The organism is Mesorhizobium sp. WSM4312 (assembly GCF_002294875.1).
In the GTDB taxonomy this organism is placed as follows: Bacteria; Pseudomonadota; Alphaproteobacteria; order Rhizobiales; family Rhizobiaceae; genus Mesorhizobium.
This window is the reverse complement of record NZ_NSFU01000034.1, coordinates 1-18,583: the sequence shown is the minus strand read 5'-3', so window position 1 is coordinate 18,583 and position 18,583 is coordinate 1. Positions and strand designations below refer to the sequence as shown.

Here is an 18,583-nt window from a genome sequence, read left to right as displayed (position 1 = left end):
TCAACTCGCAAGCTTGTCTCGACTGTGCGGCGACAGCCGCCGGGTGAAGGCTTCCGTCAGTGCGGGCAGGAAGCGGATTGCATCCGTGACGATCCCGAGGTGGGCGAACTCGAAAATCGGCGCGTTCGGATCGGTGTTGATCGCGACGATGAGATCGGCCCCCTCGACCCCAACTCGGTGCTGGATGGCGCCGGAAATTCCGGCCGCGATGTAAAGCTTCGGTCGAATGGTCTTGCCAGTTTGTCCAATCTGTCGATCAGCCGGCATCCAGCCCTTCTGGACCAAGGGGCGCGAACAGCCATGCTCGGCGCCGATCGCTCGGGCAAGATTCTTCACAAGCTGAAGGTTCTCCGCCGCTCCGAGACCGAGGCCTCCCGCAACCACGACATCCGCATAGGCAAGATTTGCCATTGCCGACTGGTTATCCGGTAGGAAGCCGAGGACTTTGGTGACGATATCGTCCTCAACGAGCGACAGCTTGTGCCGCATGACACGCCCGACCGGCTTATCCACCCGTTGCGGCATAGGCATGACCCTTGGTCGCACCGTCGCCATTTGCGGCCGGTAATTTAGTGTATAGATCGTACACAACAATGAGCCACCAAAAGTCGGACGGGTCGCGGCGAGTGAACCGTCGGAATCTACATCAAGTTCGGTGCAGTCGGCCGTGAGCCCCGTCTGCAGGGTCGTCGCTACCGAGCCTGCAAGATCCCTGCCCAGTGTGGTCGCGCCGAGAAGGAGGATTTCGGGTTTATGGGTATTGACCAGATCCGTGAGCGCCTTGGCGAACGGCTCGTTCCGGTAGTCGGCGAGCGGCGGCGCATCGACGATGTAGACAAGATCCGCCCCGTAAGCGAAGGCCTCGGCAACAGCGTCCTCGACCATCTCGCCCGGCGGTCCCAGCACGACGCCCGCGAGCTGGACTTCAAGCTTGTCGGCTAATTTGCGGCCTTCGCCCAGCAGTTCGAATGATACAGGATGCACATTGCCGCGTTCGAGCTCGAGGAAGACCCACACGTGCCGGTAGTCTTTGAAACGGTCGGGAAGTTCTTTCTTTACACCGGCACGGCCGGGGGCAATGCGAGGGGTAGTTTGGCTTGCGGTCGACATTTTCTGCTCCTGGCCGTCACGTGCCGCTGTTGAAGGCCAGCTCATGTTCCAGCGCCGGCCGGCGGGTTAAGATATCGGCGATGAGTTCATCGGCTATGTCCTGCAAGCCCCTTTCCGCGGTGTCGATCTGCGCCGCCCTTTCTGCCCGTGCGGTGGGGGCGAAAACACGCTTGACGACTGTAGGCGAGCCACGCAGACCGCACCGGGTGAGATCGTCAATGCCGGCGTCGGCTGCAGTCCACTTCACGACTTGGCTGCGCGCCGCGCACAGAGCCTGCTGGAGCGAGCCCCGGCGGATTTCGTTGGTGTCTTCCAGCATGGTAATGAGGCAAGGGAGTCTGCTCTTCAGCAACTGGGTGCCGCCTTCGGCGCGACGAGCGACTTCGATCTCTCGCGTATCGAGATCGATGGAGGCAATCTTCGCGACATAGGTAAGTTGCGATAAATCTAGGCGCTTGGCTATGCCCGGTCCGACCTGGGCGGTATCGCCGTCAATCGTCTGCTTGCCGGTGAAGACGATGTCCGGCCTGCCGAAAGTCTCCCCAATTTTTGCGATTGCTTGCGAAAGAGCAAAGGAAGTCGCCAGCGTATCGGATCCGGCAAAATAGCGGTCCGTCAAGAGAACTGCTCGGTCAGCACCGTAACCGAGCGCCTTTCGCAGCGAGTCCTCCGCCATGGGCGGACCCATTGTGAGCACAGTAACCTCGCCACCATGAACGTCGCGCAGTTTGAGCGCTTCTTCGAGGGCGAACAGGTCGTAAGGATTGATGATGGTCGGAACACCCTGACGCATGATCGTGTTCGTCACCGGGTGCACGCGGATCTGTGCCGAATCCGGCACCTGCTTGATGCAGACTACGATATGCATTGGCGGTTTCTCTAAGCTCCCAGTCCGGATTCGTGCTTGGCGGTTCACCTCATTGCCTGCATCGTTCATGCCAAGTCGTCTTCCTGCCTCTATTCCAGAAGGTGGCTTCGTTTGCTTCCGAGGAGGCGTCATGAGGACTGGATTTGTCGACTTCTCGACATTGTCGCGTCGCAGCCGTGTCGGGCTCATTACTTTCCGAACCGCTTCAGTGCAGAGTCGAGCGGGACGAAGGCGCGGCCAGGTGCGGGACATATGTTTGGATCGTGGTCCCTTAGCACCTTGAACACACGTTGCGTGAGCGGCGAGGAAGTCGCGAAATCTTCGTAGGCGCGTTCCAGCTTGGCGCGCACCCGCGCGGCGATTACCTGGTTAGGCAGACCGGAGAAATCTTCTTCGGCAAGGTATTGGCCCACGCGCTTCATGATATGGAGCCGCGAGACATTCATCACTTTCGGGTCGTAGGAGACGTCAAGGCAGGCGAAGAAGTCCTCCGCGGCCGACAGGCCCTTCAGTCGCGCTAGGATATCGGTGCGATCGATCGGGCGGCTATCAGCGGAGCAGTTCATTGTATTCTCCCGGCGCGAAATTGTGGTGTCGATGCATTGGTGACATTGCTGACGGCGTGCCGACCTCTGGCACGGCGGCTGGGCAAGAGACTTGGCGATCTCAAGCTTTTCTGAAGTGGTGAAGGCGACCCCGAGTTTAACTGCTCTCCTTGCGCAGGGTCGTCACGTTGAGGAAGACCTCACGGCTCGTCGGCTATTGTGCCGCTCGGACCCGGGCCGGAATGAAGCTGTTCTGCACCTCGCCCGCACAGTCCAGCACTGGGAACGGCCCGTAGCTTCTCGGTGATCGCAGGCAGGACCTCAAGCACGCGGTCTACGTCATCTTCGCCGTTGTCACGCGACAAGGAGAAGCGGACTGCCCCACATGCCGCGTTCATAGCGATCAGAACATGGCTCGGTTCCAGTGAGCCAGAGGCACAGGCGGACCCGGCGGAACAGGCGATTCCCAGCCGGCTCAGGACAATTGGAATTGCATCGCCTTCGATACCTTCGAATCCAATGTTTGCAGTGTTTGGCAATCGCTCTTGCGGATCGCCGTTGATGGATGTGTTTGGGATGCGCTGGATGATCCCGTTCTCAAGGCGGTCGCGCAACCATTTTATTCGTTTTGTCTCGTCCATGAATTTCAAGGCGAGTTCGGCCGCCATGCCCAGTCCGACTATGCCGGGTGTGTTTTCAGTGCCTGCACGCCGGTCGCGCTCTTGGTGCCCACCCTTGATCATGGAGGAGAAGCGCACGCCACGTCTTACATAAAGCGCGCCTATCCCCTTTGGACCATGCAGCTTGTGGGCGGAGAGCGACAGCATGTCGATCGCGGTCGATTTCAGCTCAATCGGAAGCCTTCCGACCGCCTGCACTGCATCAGTGTGGAAAAGCGCGCCGACTTCCCTGGCTAGATCGGCAAGCTTAACCACGGGAAAGATCGTACCGGTCTCATTGTTCGCCCACATTATCGAGACGATTGCCACTTGTGGGGTGAGGGCGGTTCTGTAGGCGTCCAGGTCGAGCCGGCCGTAGTGATCGACTGGGATAATGTGCACCTTGACGCCGCGCGTCTTCTCAAGGTGCGCGCACAACTTCAGAACGGCCGGATGTTCAACCGCGGAAGTCACTATTTCCGTTCGGTCGGGCATCACCTCCAGCGCCGAAAGGATGGCTGTACTGTCGCTTTCAGTCCCGCCCGAGGTGAAGATGATCTCGTCCTCGAATCCCGCGCCGATGAGGGCTTGCAACTGTTGCCTCGCCTTTCTCACGGCTTCAGCAACCGATGCGCCATAGGCGTGCATGGACGAATGATTGCCAAATTGCTCCGTAAAGAAAGGCAACATCGCTCCAACGACTGCAGGATCAACCCGCGTCGTTGCGTTGTTGTCGAGATAGACAGGGTTCATGGGAGTGATCCTTCAACTGCTGAAATGATTCAAGGGTAGTCGGGCCATTGAACCTCTGGCGCATATCGTATCTGGTAAGGTGGGCGGCCGGGGGAGCGATGGCTTGGCTGACCGGTCGCTGTCGACATTGCCCTTTGGTGGCGGCATCCGCCGGGAATTCAGCTGTTTCGGGCAATTTTGTTTGCTTGCCCACGGCAACGATCGATGATCGCGATTTGGTGCATCACCGAACGCAATTGTTCCGGGCCGACAGTGCGTGTCGGCCGGTTCCAGAGCGCCGGCGGTTACCGGTTCGACGCAGTATTCCTTGGCGTCGCTATAGTCGAACATAGCCTGTTCCCTCGCAATCATTTGCAGGACTTGCCGCAGCCGCACGTCTCACGCGCATTGGGGTTATCGAAAACAAAGCCGGATGTTTCGAGCCCAGTGACGAAGTCCACGGTCATGCCGGCGGCATGGGGTTGGGAGCCTCTATCCATGAACACCTTGAGCCCATCTCGCTCGATGATCGCATCGCCCTCACGTGAGACGCTCTCCAGGCCCATTGAGTATTGGAAGCCGGCGCAGCCGCCGGCATGGACCATGATGCGAAATCCTTCCGCCGGCTCGCTGGCGCGGTAAAGAGCGGCCTTGATGGCGGCAACAGCGTTGTCGGTGAGCGTAATCATGGCTCGATTTCTCCTCGGTCCGGCGTTTTCGTGGATCATCTCGCATGGACCGTGCCAAAGGGAAGACGTGTCAAAAACCGTAGGACATCCCGACGTCTCTTATGCTCGATTGCTGGGGAGACGTCCGACAACCGACACTTACTGTCGGGTTTGTCGCGTCCGCGTCACAGGAAGGGCGCCTGAGTTCGCGATGCACTCACGCGTAAAGCAATGAACAGAGCCAAAGATGTTCAGAGCTTGCCGCGGAGCAACTGGCACGATTTTTGTGAAGCCTTCGTTGCGGCGGCAAAATTGCCGGCCGATTCACCTTTGGGTTGCCCTCGCAATCGAAGAACGAAGGAAAGCAATATGATCCATCAGACCCGCCTTGGTGGGAAAGCAGCACCGCCGGTGGTACCCGAATGCTCGATCGGCCGATTGGCGCCGACCACCCAACAATCGCTCGCTACCGGCGATTGGCCGCTGACCGCCCGGAGACAGGATTCGACTGGCATGTGCCTGACGATCGATCGCGTCCGCCGTGCACATCCCTGAGGCCCGTTTTTCGATCGATCGTCAAAAGAAGAACGGGGCAGGGGTAAAAACATGGATCAGCGCAAGAAGCGGTCGCCCAACGAAATCCGGCGTGCGTGGGAAGTCTGTCCGAACATTCCCGCGCGTGATTTCGCCGCCCAATTGGCCATTTCGGAAGCGGAACTGGTCGCGGCCCATTGCGGTTTCGGCGCGGCACGCATCGACCCGCGCGTCAATCACCTTCTGACGGGCCTCGAATTCGTGGGCGAAGTGACGGCGCTGACCCGCAATCAAGGTGCCGTGCACGAAAAGATTGGCGTCTTCAACAGAGTGATAACCGGCAACAATCACGCCATGGTCCTTGGTGACGAATTCGACCTTCGCGTCTTCCCGCAGGCTTGGAGGTATGGTTTCGCTGTTGAAAGGCGCCATCGCGGCGGAATCCAGCGCAGTTTGCAATTCTTCGACGCCGCCGGCGCAGCAGTGCATAAGGTGCATCTCAGGCCGGTCTCCAACCTTCATGCCTATCGAAAGCTGGTGGCCGAGCTCGTATCCGCCAACCAGGAGCCGACCATGTCGCTTAAGGCGAGAGTAGCCGACCTGGGCGCGAGGACTGCGGACTGGGCCGGCACGGTGGACGACCTACGCGAGTACTGGAGCCGGCTGACTGACGTCAACCTTCTAAAGACGCTCAAGCTCAGCCGCTGCCAGGCTTTGCGCATGGTCGGCCAGGATTACGCTTGGCTGCTCGACAATGCCGCAGTTGGCGCCGTGCTCCAGCGTGCGGCCGAAGACGAATTGCCGATCATGTGCTTCGTCGGCAACCGAGGTTCTATCCAGACCCATTCCGGCTTAATCAAGTCGGTCAAGCAGATCGGGCCGTGCATCCATGTGCTGGACGAAACGTTCCGGCTGCATCTCAGGACCCACCAAATCCGTGAGGTTTGGGCCGTGCGCAAGCCGACCAATGACAGTCACGTCACCTCGCTCGAAGCATATGGGTCCGACGGCAAGATCATCATCCAGTTGTTCGGTGCGCGCAAGGAAGGCGAACGCGAGCGCGACGACTGGCGGGTTCTGGCGGAAAACCTGCCTCGTTTCCCCGACAGCTACATGAGAAAAGACCGATCGTCGTCGGTGGGACGCCGGCGCCCATCTGCCTCCGCAGCCAGTAGCCGGGCATTGAAGCCGAGACCGGGGACACGATGACGCAATAAGCGCGCTGTATTATCGCAACGCGATGAGCAGGAAGCAATTTGGCGCTGCCCCATCGACCGCATGGTTACGACGAAGCCGCGGCCTTTGGGCCGAGCTCAGAGGTGACAATAGCGTGAACGCCGCCGACCGTCACTCCCCACCAGGCGGTCAGGTTTTGCGGTTCGGGCCGAGCAAAAATACTGTCAAGACAGCGAGGAACGTGGCAACCGCGCTGTAGACAAAGACACTGGCAATACCCGTGTGATCCACCAATAGGCCACCGCAAGTTGTGCCGGCTGCGATGGCCACTTGGAAGGTTATGACCATCAGTACACCAGCGCTCTCGGCCTGTTTCGGAGCGGCGCGTAGCACCATCCATGTCTGCAATCCGACCGGGACCGCGCCAAAAGCAAAGCCCCATACGGCAACTGCAATTGCCGAGGTCAAGGCCGATGCTCTCATGGTCAGGAGCGAGACAGCGGCTACGGCAATGAGCAGGGGCGGCAGGGCCGCGACCGCCTTGAGACTGTGTTTGGTGAGGAATGCGCCGGCTAAATTGCCGAAGACGCCGGCCGTGCCAAAAGCAAGGAACACGAGCGGGATTGACTTCTTGTCGAGCGCAGGAACGCTCTCGAGAAAGGCGCGGATGTAGGCGAAGCTGGCAAAATGGCCGGAAGCGACCAATAGCACGACTAGCACCGCAACCTTCATCGCCGGATTCTTCGCGACATCCAGCGGACTGCGGAATCTGCGCACTTCGATCGGAGGCAGTGGCGGAATGGTTACGAGTTGCACGAGCAGCGCAACGGCACTCACGATTGCGGCGACCTTGAACGAGGCTCGCCATCCCCAAATGTCACCGACATAAGCGCCGATTGGAGCCGCGCAGACGGAGGCGACAGAAACGCCGGTGAGGATGACCGACATGGCGCGCGGCATGAGGTGACTTGGAACCAGCCGCATCGCCAACGCTGCCGAAATTGACCAAAAACCACCAAGCGATATGCCAAGGACGACGCGTGCCGCCAGCAAAACCGGCAGCGACCCCGCAACCTCCGCCAGAACGTTCGACAGGATCAGCAGGAGCGTCATCGCCCAGATGACGACCCTGCGGTCCAGACGCTTTGTCACGATGGCGATTATCGGTGCCGAGATCGCCGCGACGATTGCGGCCGCTGTTAGCGCCTGTCCAGCCGTGCCCGTGGTGATACGGAGATCATGCGCGAGCGGTGTCAGAACGCTGGCGGGCAGAAACTCTGCCGTCACAAGCCCGAAGGTGCCGAAGGAAAGCGAAATGATGGCACCCCATGCAGGGCCAGAACGTTGATAGGGACTTTCTGGGTCAAGCCGATCTCGGTCGAACAAAGCCGCGTCCACTAAATCTGTCGCCGATTCGGTCATGAATGAGTTCTCCGGCTAGGAGCTGTTGCAGCAGGGGTGGCTACATCGCCGGGGATCAAAGCCGCGAGACCTTCCGGCGGCGGCCAGTCGGCATCAGTCGAGGCCTCGGAGCCCGACGCATCCGAGGCCTCATCGGAGGGCCGACGGACCCAACCGTCGACAATGCGGGAGAGTTCTCGGCGCGGTCGCATCGATCGCATTCGTCGAAGTGCGGTCTGTTCACTGCGAACCAAGCAAGCCGAACGCGGTGTCCTCGATCGAGGCCTTGATGGGGGGATGATCGACGATCTCTATATTGCTTTGAAGCAGGAAGTTCCGTCGCCATATGTGGTTATCCTGGCAGCCAGAATTGAGCGGTTGTCGCAAGCACCAAGGCGGTCGCAATGAGTGCAACGAGGCGGAAGTCTGATCGATGGCTGCGGTTCGATGGCCGCGCGATCGACAAAATTGAGGTGATGAGTTATCCCTTTTGAAGCCGTTGCTCCCAATTCTGGGATAAGGTAATTGCAGGCGGTCCCAGCAACGTCGGGCGGCCTTTTTGGTGATCGAATTCATGGGACGACACTCTCGGTCCGTGACGCATCTGCGAATGACTCCGCAAGTTCCGTGCCATCAACGACAAATCTGGCTCTGCTGAGCGGGTGGTGGAGGCACGAGCGTGGGCTATCCCAAGAGCTTGCCGCAAGGTTGTTCGAAGTTGAGGTGCCGGATAGACCGCAAATATGTCGGGCGGCCTGGGGTTGGCCAACACGAAGATGCGCAAGTTCAAAAGGACGAGCTGAACCCTTGCCGATATCCATCCGAGGCTGATCTGGAGAAGGTCAAGAACTGCGTCTTGAAGGCTTCCGCCGCACCGGCAAATGCTAAGCCAAGGTGCTGGGCAAGATGGACAGGGCCATCCAACCCGTCGACTGGACGCTCATTAATGGCGTCGGTGTGGCTCTGTAGCTGGCGAGAAAAACGCCCTGCTGAAAGACAAAAGCTCGTGTGGCCGGCTCTGAAGGACGGCCAATGAGGCATGCGAGGAGAGGCTATAGTCCATTCGTGTAGACTGATCTTGTCCTACGGAGGCGGCTAACCACCCCGCCAGACATCATCGAGGGGAGCGCCACTAGGCTCACCCCAAGTGTTGGTCGTTTCCACCTGGTGACCTCGGCCAAGTCACCAAGCCGCTTAGCGCAAGCTTTCGAACTGGATGCTCCCCGGGCACATGATCGGCTAGCGATCCCACCAGTTGAGTTGCTCCAAGTCGCTGTCTAGCATTCTACATTCTGTGTCCGACGCTGGACAAGAATGTTGCAATCCCGACCAGCAAGTCAGCGCAGGCGCCACCTGTTGCCCAGCAAACGGCAAGGATTATCGAAAGACGAATTCGGCACGGAGCTTGCACCGACGATTGCATGCAAATGCCGACAGCATCTCATGAACGGTCTCTCGATTCTGGCGCGGTTAAATCGCGGCCGGTTCCAGATCATGTCCCGCCCGAAATGGTGAGGGACTTCAACCTGTTTACGTCGCCCGGCATGTTGCCGACGGCTAACGGGGATCCGCATGCAGCGGTTGCTTGCGTTCATGCCGGGCCTCCGATCTTTTATTCAACCAGCAACACGCGCGACGGTCGGGGTACCTGGGTCATCACTCGCGCGAGCGACCAGCGCCGGGTGCTGCAGGACACCGAAACGTTTTCCAGCCATCGCAGCATCTTCGCCTCTGTGCTCGGCGAGAGCTGGCCGATGATCCCGCTTGAGCTCGATCCGCCATTCCACGGTGTTTTTCGCTCACTGCTCAATCCGCTGCTTTCGCCAAAGCGGGTAATGGCATTGGAGCCGGCTGTCCGGGAACGAGCGATCAAGCTGATCGACAGGATCGCCGCATCAGGCACGAGCTGCGACATCATGAAGGATTTTGCAGTTCCGTTCGCGGTCAATATCTTCCTTCGCTTTATTGGGCTTTCGGACAACGGACTAGAAACATTTGTCGGCTGGGCTAGAGATCTGCTCCACGGCGATAAGGAGCAACGACCACCCGCAGCCCGGACGATCGTGGCCTTCATCGACGAACTTGCCACCGAGCGCCGCAAGGAGCCGGTCGATGATTTCATGACCTTCATCGTGAAGGCAAAGGTCGAGGGTCGTCTGCTCAGTGACGAAGAAGTCCGTGGCATCGGCGTGCTTGTGTTCGTCGCGGGACTCGACACGGTCTCAGCAGCCATATGCTTCGACTTGGCCCATCTCGCGCGCAACCCCAAAGATCAGGAATTGCTACGAAGCGAACCTGACCGGATTGCCGTCGCTGCGGAAGAATTGCTGCGCGCCTATTCGACCATTCAGATGATCCGAGTGGCAACGAAGGATGTCGACTTCAAAGGCGCGCCGATCCGCAAGGGAGATTATGTTTCCTGTGCCACGATGATTGCCAATCGTGACCCGGCGGAATTCGAATGCCCGAATGAGATCGATCTGGCGCGCGAGGACAACCGGCACGCTGCCTTTGGCTATGGTCCCCATCGTTGTCTTGGCTCACACCTTGCCCGGCGGGAGATTGTCATTGGCCTGGAGGAGTGGCTGGCGCGCATCCCAGCCTTTCGGATCAAGACAGGGACTGAACCTATCACCTTCGGCGGCCATGTGTTCGGGATCGAGAATCTGATCCTGGAATGGTCCTGAAGTTTCAGCCAACGACATTGGAGTTCGCTATGCGTGTCGTCGTACATAAAGCCAGATGCCAGGGTCATGCGCGCTGCTGGGCGCGGGCGCCGAGAGTCTTCAAGCTTGATGACGCCGGCTACATCTTGCCCGGTGATATTGATGTTGCCGATGGGGAGCAACTGCTTGCCTCAAAAGGGGTACGAGCCTGCCCCGAACAAGCTCTGGAAGTTGACGAGCCCCCCGCTAACTCAGTTGTAGAGAGAGACACACGCAAAGTGCAGACTGGCATCGGGAAGGACAAAACAATCATACAATTCGCGACAGACCCTGTCGACCACGCGAAAATTACCGAACTGCGTGACCGAGAGGCGATCCGCAACTGCCTGTATCGGTACTGCCGCGGGATAGACCGCGCCGATGAGGCGGCGCTGCGTAGCGCATACTGGCCCGAAGCGTATGACAGGCACGGTCCCTATTGCGGACCGGCAGAGGACTTCATCCAATTTGCTCTCGGTCTGCCGGGGCACCGTAACATCCATCAAATCACGAACAGCCTGATCGACTTCATCAGTTCAGCAGAGGCCGCGGTCGAGAGCTATTTCACCGCGCTGCAACGCGGACCGGATACAGACCAAGAAATACGTCAGACGCTGCTTTGCGGCCGTTACTGCGATCTGTTTCAGAAGAGGCAGGACGAGTGGCGAATTGCGGAACGGACAGTCGTCTACGATTGGGTTGAGGAGCAAATCCCGCCAGCGATTCTTGAGGCAGATAGGTTCGGCCGGCGACAGCCGATTGGAGCACCACATCCAGACGATCCCATCTACCAGTTGCTCAAGGGTCACATCCCCACCGACCAAGATGGCGTCGAGGGTCCCCAACTGGGAGCTGCATAAGTGGGTAGGAATGGAGGATGAGCGCCCTACGGGAACGACATCTGTGTGGGGCCGCGACTGGCGGTCACTGCAACGATTTGGCTCGGCCCTTCATTCCGCCCAAGGTTGATGGGCTGAGATCACAAGCGGTCATCGTGGAGAAGCTCTCGTGAAACTGGCAGCACGCACCGTAATCATCACAGGCGCTGCGGGCGGGATCGGCCGTGCCCTGGTCGATATCCTTGCCGCGGACGGAGACACTGTAGTTGCGGTGGACCTTCCGGGCAGTGGTGTGGTTGAACTGGCTCGGGATCTCGGGTCGCCGCACGTCGGTCTGGAGTGCGATGTGTCGCGAGAGAAGGACATGCTCTCACTTTTCGGCCAGGTCGAAGCACGGTTCGCGCAAATCGATGTCCTCATCAACAATGCGGCGGTTGGACCCACGATGGATAGGATCATCGACACCGCTGTCGATACCTTCCGACGCGGCGTGACAGTGAACCTTATTGGGCCATTCGTTATGGCCCGGGAAGCGGCGCGGCGCATGAAGCCGGGCGGTGCGATCGTCAATGTGGCTTCGATGGCGGGCGTGGTCGGCAATCCCAGGCGCAACGCCTACGCAGCCTCGAAAGCTGGCGTGATCTCGTTGACAAAGTCCCTTGCATGCGAGTGGGCTATGCGAGGAATCCGCGTCACGGCGGTGGCGCCGGGCTCCGTCCGCACCCCAATGGTCACAGAACTGGCACGCGCTGGCAAAATGGACCTCGCGGCGATACGCCGCCGCGTGCCGATGGGGCGCTTGGCTCGCCCCGACGAGATCGCCAGGGTCGTGCGTTTTCTGAGCAGCACGCAGGCGCGCTACATCACCGGCTCGGTGCTGGCAGTCGACGGAGGCTGGATGTCATTCAACCAGCCGGGGGATGCTCACCCGCCGGTGGATGGTGCGCTCCAAGCCGAGCTCTCCTGTCCGGCCGAATGCACAGATGCGCGAATCGTGCTCGTCACCGGTGGCGCAAAAAGCATTGGCGCGGCCGTCGCTCGCCGCTTTGCCGCGAACGGCGACACCGTCGTGATTGCTGATAAAGATGGCACTGCAGCGGCAGAGCTGGCTACATCGCTCCCCGGCAAGCATCTGGCGAAATCGCTGGACGTGGCCGTCGAGAGCGATGTGGTGTCGATGTTCGAAGAACTGAGGGGACGCTTCGGGTATATCGATGTTCTGGTCAATAGTGCTGATACCGCCGACAGGATTGTGCCTGCGATCGAGCAACTGTCGAAACAGCTCGAACACGTCCTGGATGTCAACCTTACCGGCGCCTTCACCTGCGCGCGCGAAGCGATCAAGGCTATGCGCCCGGGCGGCGTGATCCTCAATCTCGGGTCGATCGACAGCTTTCTGCCGTTCGCGCCGCGCCATGCCTACGGCGCCTCCAAGGCGGGGATGGATATGCTGACCCGTTGCATGGCGGCCGAACTCGGGCCGGTCGGAATTCGGACAGCCACCGTCGCTCCTGGCCACATCCGCACGCCCGCACTTGCTCAGTTGGCCAAAGCCGGCCGCATCGACCTGACAGCAATCGGACGACGCATCCCCATGGGCAGGATGGGACGGCCAGAAGACGTCGCAGATGCATCGTTCTTCCTTGCTTCGTCTGACGCCTCATACATCAACGGCTCGATCCTCTACGTGGACGGCGGCTGGACCTCGTTCGGTGATGCGGGAAACGCCAGCGAGCTCTATGACGAATGTTTTGCGGAGGCCGCAGGTTAATTGCCAGGCCTTCGCAGGGCGACCGGCCGAGCATTATGAAGCCTCGGCTCCACGACGCACCTGAGGTGCTTGAGATCCAAGCATGCGCATGCCGAGCACATTCCCGGTCGGCTGACGTGTCTATAACGAGGAGAAATCATGGAATTTGCCACTTTCATTCTGGCCGCCCAGCGTGGCTATCACCAATCCTCAGAAAGCGTCATCCGCAACTCCATCGAACAGGCCGTCGCTTCGGAGCAGGCTGGGTTCAACACCGCGTGGTTTGCTGAGCACCACTTCAACAATTACAGCCTCATACCATCCCCGCTGATGATGGTGGCGCACTGCGGCGGCTTGACAAGCACGATTCGCCTGGGCACTGCCGTCTGCGTGCTGCCGCTTTACCAACCGCAGCGCCTGCTGTCCGAGATCGGCTTCGCCGACATCGTTGCGAACGGCCGTCTCGAGCTCGGCGTAGGCTTGGGATACCAGCAGTTCGAGTTCGAACGGTTCGGCGTGGACATCGATGAGGCGCCGGCCGTCTTTTCGGAATACCTGGACATCATTCTCAAGGGCCTCAACCAAAACGTCTTCGAACACGACGGCCAGTATGAGAAGATCCCCCCAACAGCGATTTCGGTCCGCACAGTCCAGCAGCCGACGCCGCCTATCTGGATCGCTGGCGGAGCCGCACGGATGGCTCGGGCCTACCGCGAGGGGCACAATTTTTTTGTCACAGCCTTCCACGACGGCTTAGAGACTTTGACCACACTGCGTGAATCAGTCGAGAGGGCGGCGGCATCCGAGGAAAAGAACGTCACCGACGTCAAGATATCGCTGCTGCGCTGCTGCTATGCCAGCCACGACGAGTTGGAGATCAACAGCTATCTCGACAATGCCCGCTTCCAGCGCCGGCTTTCTGAAGCCCTGCATCAGCGTCGCCAACAGAGCCACGATGGCTACCTGCTGCAGGAGACACCGACCCAGCAGGATCTGTCCTTCGAGACCATGCGCAAAAATTTGCCGATTGGCAGCGTAAATCGCGTGATTGATCGCCTGCTGGAAGAGATCGATATCTTGAAACCGGACCAGATCGCAGTTCAGACTCAATTGGGCGACTTCGACCAAAAGACGATGCTGCGCCAGATCGAGCTCTGGGGCGACAAGATCATCCCTGCGGTCAACAAGGCGCTTTGTCATGCCGGAAGCTGAAGCCGGCCGTTACGATGATGGCTGCCTATCCAGCGCGCAATGGCGTGGGTCCGAGCTAGGGAGGAGCTTCGATCAGCATGTGCTGCCCTGCGTACATTCACGTTCGCTTGAGGAGGTCCAGGCGGGCGAGGTGTTGGCGACGGAGGGGACAGGCCTTTCGTCTGTCGAATTGCGTGATGTCTTGGCCGCAACTTTCCCGTCTACCTCCAGCAGCGTATTCGCTTTGGAGGAGTTGAGCGAGCCCGAGCCGGAACTGGAAGAGGAACTGCTACGCCGGCTGCTGCTAGCGCATGCTGCGCCGGCCGACCCGGCGAGCGCCCGCTTGGCCAAGATCATCGCCCGGCGTGCGATGCGCATGGACCATCTTTGGCGGGATCTTGGCCTCTCAAATCGCGCTGAGCTCAGCCGCCTGCTTGCCAGACATTTTCCCGCGCTGGCGGCAGGCAACACAGAAAACATGAAATGGAAAAAGTACTTTTACCGCAAGCTGTGTGAGGCCGAAGGCTTTTCGTCATGCACAGCACCCAGTTGCGGGGAATGCCATGACTTCGAAAGCTGCTTCGGCCCGGAGGAAGTTGAGAGTCGCCTCTCGCCGACCACGAATGTCGGTTAGTCACTTCGCTTGATCGCAGCTGCGGACAAACGCTTATCGCGGCGCCGTCGTATGGAGGAAGGGATGTTCATCGCCTCGCGATATTTGGTGACGGTACGGCGAGCGACATCGATGCCGGTCTCCTTGAGTTGAGCAACGATGTCTTCGTCGGAATGTACCTTGTCGAGCGATTCTTCGGCTATGATTGCCTTGATCCGATGGCAGACAGCTTTGGCGGAGTGCGCATCGCCGCCCTCGCAGGATGCGATTGGCGCAGCGAAAAAATACTTCAGCTCGAACACCCCGCGCGGAGTCAACATGTACCTGTTCGAAGTCACCCGGCTTACCGTCGACTCGTGCATGCCGATCTCGTCAGCGACATTTTTGAGACAGAGAGGCCGCAGATGGGCGGCGCCGTGTGTAAAAAAGGCATCCTGCTGGCGCACGATTTCGGTCGCAACCTTAAGGATCGTCTTAGCGCGCTGCTTGAGACTGCTGATCAGCCAGTTCCCTTTTTCCTGGCAATTGTCGAGAAACGCTTTGCCTTCCGGATTTTGCTTGGTCAGCTGCGAGATTTCGGCGACATAGGTGTGGTTGATCAACACTTTGGGCAGCGTGGCCGGATCAAGCTCCACCCGCCATCCACCTTCGGACTTGGGCATTACCCAGACGTCCGGTACGATGGTTTCCGGCGTCCCGGACTGGAACCGGTCTCCAGGCTTGGGATCGAGCGCGCGGATTTCGTTCCTCATGTCGAGGAGATCCTCCTCGTCGACTCCGCAACGCTGCTTCAATCCCTGAAAATCCCCCCGTGCAAGCATCTCGAGATTGGCGACCAAAGCTGCCATAGCCGGGTCGAACCGGTCTTGCTGGCGCAGCTGAATCTCCAGGCATTCGCTGAGAGTTCGCGCAAAAATGCCCGGCGGATCAAATTGCTGCAAGATTCCGATGACCCGTTCCACATCAGCTTGCCGAACGTTTAACGTCCTGGCCAGATCGAAAAGGTTTACCTGAAGATAGCCAGTGTCCTCCAGATGAGCGGCGAGCTGTCCGGCAATCAGCCGCTCCTGGGGGGTGAACGGGTTGAGGGCGACCTGGCGGGCGACATGGTCGTGCAATGTTTCGGTGTGGGCGGTAAACTCCTCGACGGCAGGTCGATCGTTGCCGCTACTGCGTTGCGACTTCCATTGCCCGCGCCCGCCAGACGGCCCGCCAATGGGCGATTCGCCGATTTCGCTTCTGCTTTGACTGCTCCGCTGATCCACCCCTGGCAGCGGCGAATCGTCGTCAAACGGGTCAGGCTTCAAAACGGGGTTCTTCTCGAGTGCCTGCTGCACGAGCTGATGGAGTTCAGTATGCGTCAATCGCAGCAAGCGAATAGCTTCAATGGCTTGAGGCGATAAGACCATACGTTGCTTCTGGCGTTGAAGCAGGCTTGCTGAGAGATGCATGTTGAACCGTGATCTGCCGAGGAGGCTCTAGTGTGTGCTTGGGTTGTGTGAGACTTTCCACTTCTGGGTCATGCCGCCGCCTTCAATTTGTCGAGAACGTTTTGCGGGGATGAAACGCCATAGGGGTCCGTCTCGCAGTTGTCACAGAAGCCTTCCTCCTCGAACCACTGCTCCACCACGCCATCGTCGATCAGAGCGGCGTATCGCCAGGAGCGCATGCCAAAGCCCAGATTGTCCTTCGCGACCAGCATGCCCATTTTGCGCGTGAACTCGCCCGACCCGTCTGGGATCAGCTCGATCTTCTGCAGCCCCAAGGACTTTCCCCACGCATTCATGACGAAAGCATCGTTGACCGAGACGCAGTAGATCGCGTCAATTCGCAGTTCCAGAAATTGATCATAGAGTTTTTCGAAATCGGGCAGTTGGAAGGTCGAGCAGGTCGGGGTGAAGGCGCCAGGCAGCGAGAACAGGATGATGCGCTTGCCCCCGAAATAATCGTCGGAGGTCTTGTTCTCCCACTGATAAGGATTTGGCCCCCCGATCGACTCATCGCGAACACGCGTGCGAAAGGTCACGAGAGGAACGTTCTTTCTATAGGTCATTGATTTGCTTCCAGGCCAAAGTGGTACGGTGCATTTTTCGGTTAAACTGAAGCGGCATCGACTTCGGTCGACAGTTCCGGCAGCCTCGCGCCTTGGCGTGGTTGCCTCGGACCGGTCTTGTGCAAGACCGCCCCCGAGCAGGCACGTTTAACGGCGACGAGCTTCCGCGGAGACGGGGAATTTTGCTCGCGTGCTTTATCGAGCTTTGAGAGGTAGGCATGGTCTGCAACCGTGATTTTGACTGCGTTCTATCGACCGAGTCGCAAGCGCCATGCCAATTGACCCGATGCCTTGGGTTCACTTCGGTTTTTGCAGCAACTTTCGTGTTGTGCAGTAATGCCGGTCGATATTATTGCTCAAGCAGCACTGGAAATTGGGTGCGACTCCGTTCGGCAAACCCGGCCTTTGTCCGAAGCCGGACACGAATGTCGGAAATAGCCAAACGCCAGGATCTGGGGCGGGTTAAGAAACGTTGCCGTGGGCACCGGCTTCAGCACAATTGCGCCACGCGAGCATGGCTCCCAGCGTCAATGCCGTGCAGCAGCGAGACGAAGTCACTGCAGAATATCAACCTCTGCGAAGTCGTTGAAACCCAGCATGTGCGAGCCGTTCGAGGCGCAGATCAAGGCATGCTCGAGGAAGAGCTCGTGCTCTCGGCAGCAAGTGTTGCGACGTCTGACAAGGATCGTCGCGCTTCAAGGAAAAGAACCTGAATGGTGCACGGCTTGTGAAGGCCGGCGCATGGAAATGGCTGGGCTGATCATCCTCCATGAGGGTTGAATGAAGAGCTGGCCCCTATCTCCCTCAGCTGCAACGGGGGGAGATAGGGCATGTCCGTCTATCGCGCTGGGTAACATTCCTCGGTGATGCAATAAGGGGGAGCAATTTCTCATTTCGGCAGACACGACCCAGCTCTCCTTTCATGCGCTGATTCCCCCAGGGGAAATCGCGACTCCAGGCTTCCTATGCAGCGAATCGCGGTGCTGTCCGATGTCCGACAATGTCGGATGCGGATCGTAGCTGGGCTAGATCCGTCACTTTGCCTCGATGGTTTCCCACTGGCCTTATATCTGCTTCGCCCAAATGCGGCGACATAACCTGTGCGGCATCTGTGAATGGATCGACTTCAATCGAGACCTCGGAGGTCCCGATGCGCGAAGGGAGCTTGCCGATATGACGGCCACCATAGCGAACCACGGTCCGGACGACGAGGGGACTTGGATCGGCGGGCCTGCGGCGCTGGGACACCACCGCCTGGCAATCATCGATATCCAGGGCGGCCGCCAGCCGAGGATGCTCCAGGGGGATGGCCGACCTGACTTGGTGCTCGTCTACACGGGTGAGACTTACAACTACCGCGAGCTGCGTCAACAGCTGGCCGGCCTAGTCCATCGCATGAACACGAGCAGTGACACCGAGGTGGTGCTGCACCGCCCCCGCGAGTAGGGCTCTTCGGCGGGTACACTTTTTTCACGAAATCCGTGAATGTTTCTCGCGACATCATCCCGCAATCGGTGGTGCAGCGGGTGAAGAGCCCGTATCCGGCTATCCAGAATGCCGCCTACGACAAAATACTACGTACGCGGTTCACTGTGATGCTGGACGACCTAGTTGTGGAGCTTCAACAGGTTGTCCTCGATCAGGGCGAGGCGACTGATAGGCGTTTTTGACTTTAGGCTGCCATGTGGACGATGCCAATTGTATCTGTGCAGCCAGACAGGCAGTTCGGCGGCACGATG

The 18,583-nt window shown here is 59.1% G+C and carries 16 protein-coding genes and 2 pseudogenes; 9 read left to right on the top strand and 9 right to left on the bottom strand.

Features of this window, described 5'->3' with window-relative positions:
* The 5 genes from CK228_RS33090 to CK228_RS33070 form a co-directional block, all read right to left on the bottom strand.
* Positions 1–1,110: an electron transfer flavoprotein subunit alpha/FixB family protein gene (locus tag CK228_RS33090; RefSeq protein ID WP_024505237.1), complete on the bottom strand. Its 1,110-nt coding sequence runs from the start codon at positions 1,108–1,110 to the stop codon at positions 1–3.
* Positions 1,111–1,126: 16 nt separating this feature from the next.
* Positions 1,127–1,978 (bottom strand): electron transfer flavoprotein subunit beta/FixA family protein, encoded by an 852-nt coding sequence (locus tag CK228_RS33085; RefSeq protein ID WP_063169390.1) that lies wholly within the window; start codon positions 1,976–1,978, stop codon positions 1,127–1,129.
* 188 nt (positions 1,979–2,166) lie between these two features.
* A complete protein-coding gene (nifW, locus tag CK228_RS33080; protein ID WP_063169389.1) occupies positions 2,167–2,544 on the bottom strand; it encodes a nitrogenase stabilizing/protective protein NifW in 378 nt (125 codons plus the stop codon).
* A gap of 179 nt (positions 2,545–2,723) precedes the next feature.
* Positions 2,724–3,935 carry a cysteine desulfurase NifS gene (gene nifS / locus CK228_RS33075; protein ID WP_063169388.1) on the bottom strand — a complete coding sequence of 404 codons (1,212 nt, stop codon included), beginning with the start codon at positions 3,933–3,935 and terminating at the stop codon, positions 2,724–2,726.
* Positions 3,936–4,282: 347 nt separating this feature from the next.
* Positions 4,283–4,603 (bottom strand): iron-sulfur cluster assembly accessory protein, encoded by a 321-nt coding sequence (locus CK228_RS33070; RefSeq protein ID WP_029356570.1) that lies wholly within the window; start codon positions 4,601–4,603, stop codon positions 4,283–4,285.
* Positions 4,604–4,813: 210 nt separating this feature from the next.
* Between CK228_RS33070 and CK228_RS35070 the strand changes: the two genes are divergently transcribed.
* On the top strand, positions 4,814–5,137 hold the full coding sequence (locus CK228_RS35070) for a hypothetical protein (protein ID WP_126066777.1): 324 nt from the start codon (positions 4,814–4,816) through the stop codon (positions 5,135–5,137).
* A 51-nt stretch (positions 5,138–5,188) separates the two neighbouring features.
* The gene (locus CK228_RS33065) at positions 5,189–6,325 is read left to right on the top strand and encodes a ChuX/HutX family heme-like substrate-binding protein (RefSeq protein WP_082826587.1); all 1,137 of its coding nucleotides are present in this window, start codon (positions 5,189–5,191) and stop codon (positions 6,323–6,325) included.
* 156 nt (positions 6,326–6,481) lie between these two features.
* On the opposite strand, the gene CK228_RS33060 is transcribed toward CK228_RS33065, so the two are convergent.
* Positions 6,482–7,714, bottom strand: a complete 1,233-nt coding sequence (locus CK228_RS33060) for an MFS transporter (RefSeq protein WP_063169386.1) — start codon at positions 7,712–7,714, stop codon at positions 6,482–6,484.
* 1,487 nt (positions 7,715–9,201) lie between these two features.
* Here CK228_RS33060 and CK228_RS33055 point away from each other — a divergent pair.
* The 6 genes and pseudogenes from CK228_RS33055 to CK228_RS33035 all read left to right on the top strand — a co-directional run bounded on the left by CK228_RS33055 (position 9,202) and on the right by CK228_RS33035 (position 14,812).
* A complete protein-coding gene (locus CK228_RS33055; protein WP_063169385.1) occupies positions 9,202–10,380 on the top strand; it encodes a cytochrome P450 in 1,179 nt (392 codons plus the stop codon).
* Positions 10,371–10,532 (top strand): annotated as a pseudogene (locus CK228_RS36185) (ferredoxin); the annotation flags it as partial. The gene CK228_RS33055 and the pseudogene CK228_RS36185, both read left to right, overlap by 10 nt.
* 138 nt (positions 10,533–10,670) lie before the next feature.
* Positions 10,671–11,258, top strand: a complete 588-nt coding sequence (locus tag CK228_RS33050; protein ID WP_050580531.1) for a nuclear transport factor 2 family protein — start codon at positions 10,671–10,673, stop codon at positions 11,256–11,258.
* A gap of 148 nt (positions 11,259–11,406) precedes the next feature.
* Positions 11,407–13,008 (top strand): SDR family oxidoreductase, encoded by a 1,602-nt coding sequence (locus CK228_RS33045; protein WP_063169384.1) that lies wholly within the window; start codon positions 11,407–11,409, stop codon positions 13,006–13,008.
* Between the two features lie 138 nt (positions 13,009–13,146).
* A complete protein-coding gene (locus tag CK228_RS33040; protein ID WP_063169383.1) occupies positions 13,147–14,199 on the top strand; it encodes an LLM class flavin-dependent oxidoreductase in 1,053 nt (350 codons plus the stop codon).
* Positions 14,186–14,812: a nitrogen fixation protein NifQ gene (locus tag CK228_RS33035; protein WP_063169382.1), complete on the top strand. Its 627-nt coding sequence runs from the start codon at positions 14,186–14,188 to the stop codon at positions 14,810–14,812. The genes CK228_RS33040 and CK228_RS33035 overlap by 14 nt, the downstream gene beginning before the upstream one ends.
* On the opposite strand, the gene rpoN is transcribed toward CK228_RS33035, so the two are convergent.
* Together rpoN and CK228_RS33025 are read right to left on the bottom strand one after the other, a co-directional pair.
* A complete protein-coding gene (gene rpoN / locus CK228_RS33030) occupies positions 14,809–16,242 on the bottom strand; it encodes an RNA polymerase factor sigma-54 (RefSeq protein ID WP_063169381.1) in 1,434 nt (477 codons plus the stop codon). The genes CK228_RS33035 and rpoN overlap by 4 nt on opposite strands.
* Positions 16,243–16,310: 68 nt before the next feature.
* The gene (locus CK228_RS33025) at positions 16,311–16,844 is read right to left on the bottom strand and encodes a peroxiredoxin (RefSeq protein ID WP_063169380.1); all 534 of its coding nucleotides are present in this window, start codon (positions 16,842–16,844) and stop codon (positions 16,311–16,313) included.
* Between the two features lie 1,173 nt (positions 16,845–18,017).
* Here CK228_RS33025 and CK228_RS33020 point away from each other — a divergent pair.
* A complete protein-coding gene (locus CK228_RS33020; RefSeq protein ID WP_199489650.1) occupies positions 18,018–18,290 on the top strand; it encodes a hypothetical protein in 273 nt (90 codons plus the stop codon).
* 161 nt (positions 18,291–18,451) lie between these two features.
* Here the strand turns inward: CK228_RS33020 and CK228_RS33015 are convergent.
* Positions 18,452–18,583 (bottom strand): annotated as a pseudogene (locus tag CK228_RS33015) (IS481 family transposase); the annotation flags it as partial.

What these genes read in the sequence shown, in the direction of transcription:
- CK228_RS33090 (WP_024505237.1), bottom strand. Translation starts at nt 1,110, where the DNA reads ATGTCGACCGCAAGCCAAACTACCCCTCGCATTGCCCCCGGCCGTGCC.
- CK228_RS33085 (WP_063169390.1), bottom strand. Translation starts at nt 1,978, where the DNA reads ATGCATATCGTAGTCTGCATCAAGCAGGTGCCGGATTCGGCACAGATC.
- nifW (WP_063169389.1), bottom strand. Translation starts at nt 2,544, where the DNA reads ATGAACTGCTCCGCTGATAGCCGCCCGATCGATCGCACCGATATCCTA.
- nifS (WP_063169388.1), bottom strand. Translation starts at nt 3,935, where the DNA reads ATGAACCCTGTCTATCTCGACAACAACGCAACGACGCGGGTTGATCCT.
- CK228_RS33070 (WP_029356570.1), bottom strand. Translation starts at nt 4,603, where the DNA reads ATGATTACGCTCACCGACAACGCTGTTGCCGCCATCAAGGCCGCTCTT.
- CK228_RS35070 (WP_126066777.1), top strand. Translation starts at nt 4,814, where the DNA reads ATGAACAGAGCCAAAGATGTTCAGAGCTTGCCGCGGAGCAACTGGCAC.
- CK228_RS33065 (WP_082826587.1), top strand. Translation starts at nt 5,189, where the DNA reads ATGGATCAGCGCAAGAAGCGGTCGCCCAACGAAATCCGGCGTGCGTGG.
- CK228_RS33060 (WP_063169386.1), bottom strand. Translation starts at nt 7,714, where the DNA reads ATGACCGAATCGGCGACAGATTTAGTGGACGCGGCTTTGTTCGACCGA.
- CK228_RS33055 (WP_063169385.1), top strand. Translation starts at nt 9,202, where the DNA reads ATGGTGAGGGACTTCAACCTGTTTACGTCGCCCGGCATGTTGCCGACG.
- CK228_RS33040 (WP_063169383.1), top strand. Translation starts at nt 13,147, where the DNA reads ATGGAATTTGCCACTTTCATTCTGGCCGCCCAGCGTGGCTATCACCAA.
- CK228_RS33035 (WP_063169382.1), top strand. Translation starts at nt 14,186, where the DNA reads ATGCCGGAAGCTGAAGCCGGCCGTTACGATGATGGCTGCCTATCCAGC.
- rpoN (WP_063169381.1), bottom strand. Translation starts at nt 16,242, where the DNA reads ATGCATCTCTCAGCAAGCCTGCTTCAACGCCAGAAGCAACGTATGGTC.
- CK228_RS33025 (WP_063169380.1), bottom strand. Translation starts at nt 16,844, where the DNA reads ATGACCTATAGAAAGAACGTTCCTCTCGTGACCTTTCGCACGCGTGTT.
- CK228_RS33020 (WP_199489650.1), top strand. Translation starts at nt 18,018, where the DNA reads ATGACGGCCACCATAGCGAACCACGGTCCGGACGACGAGGGGACTTGG.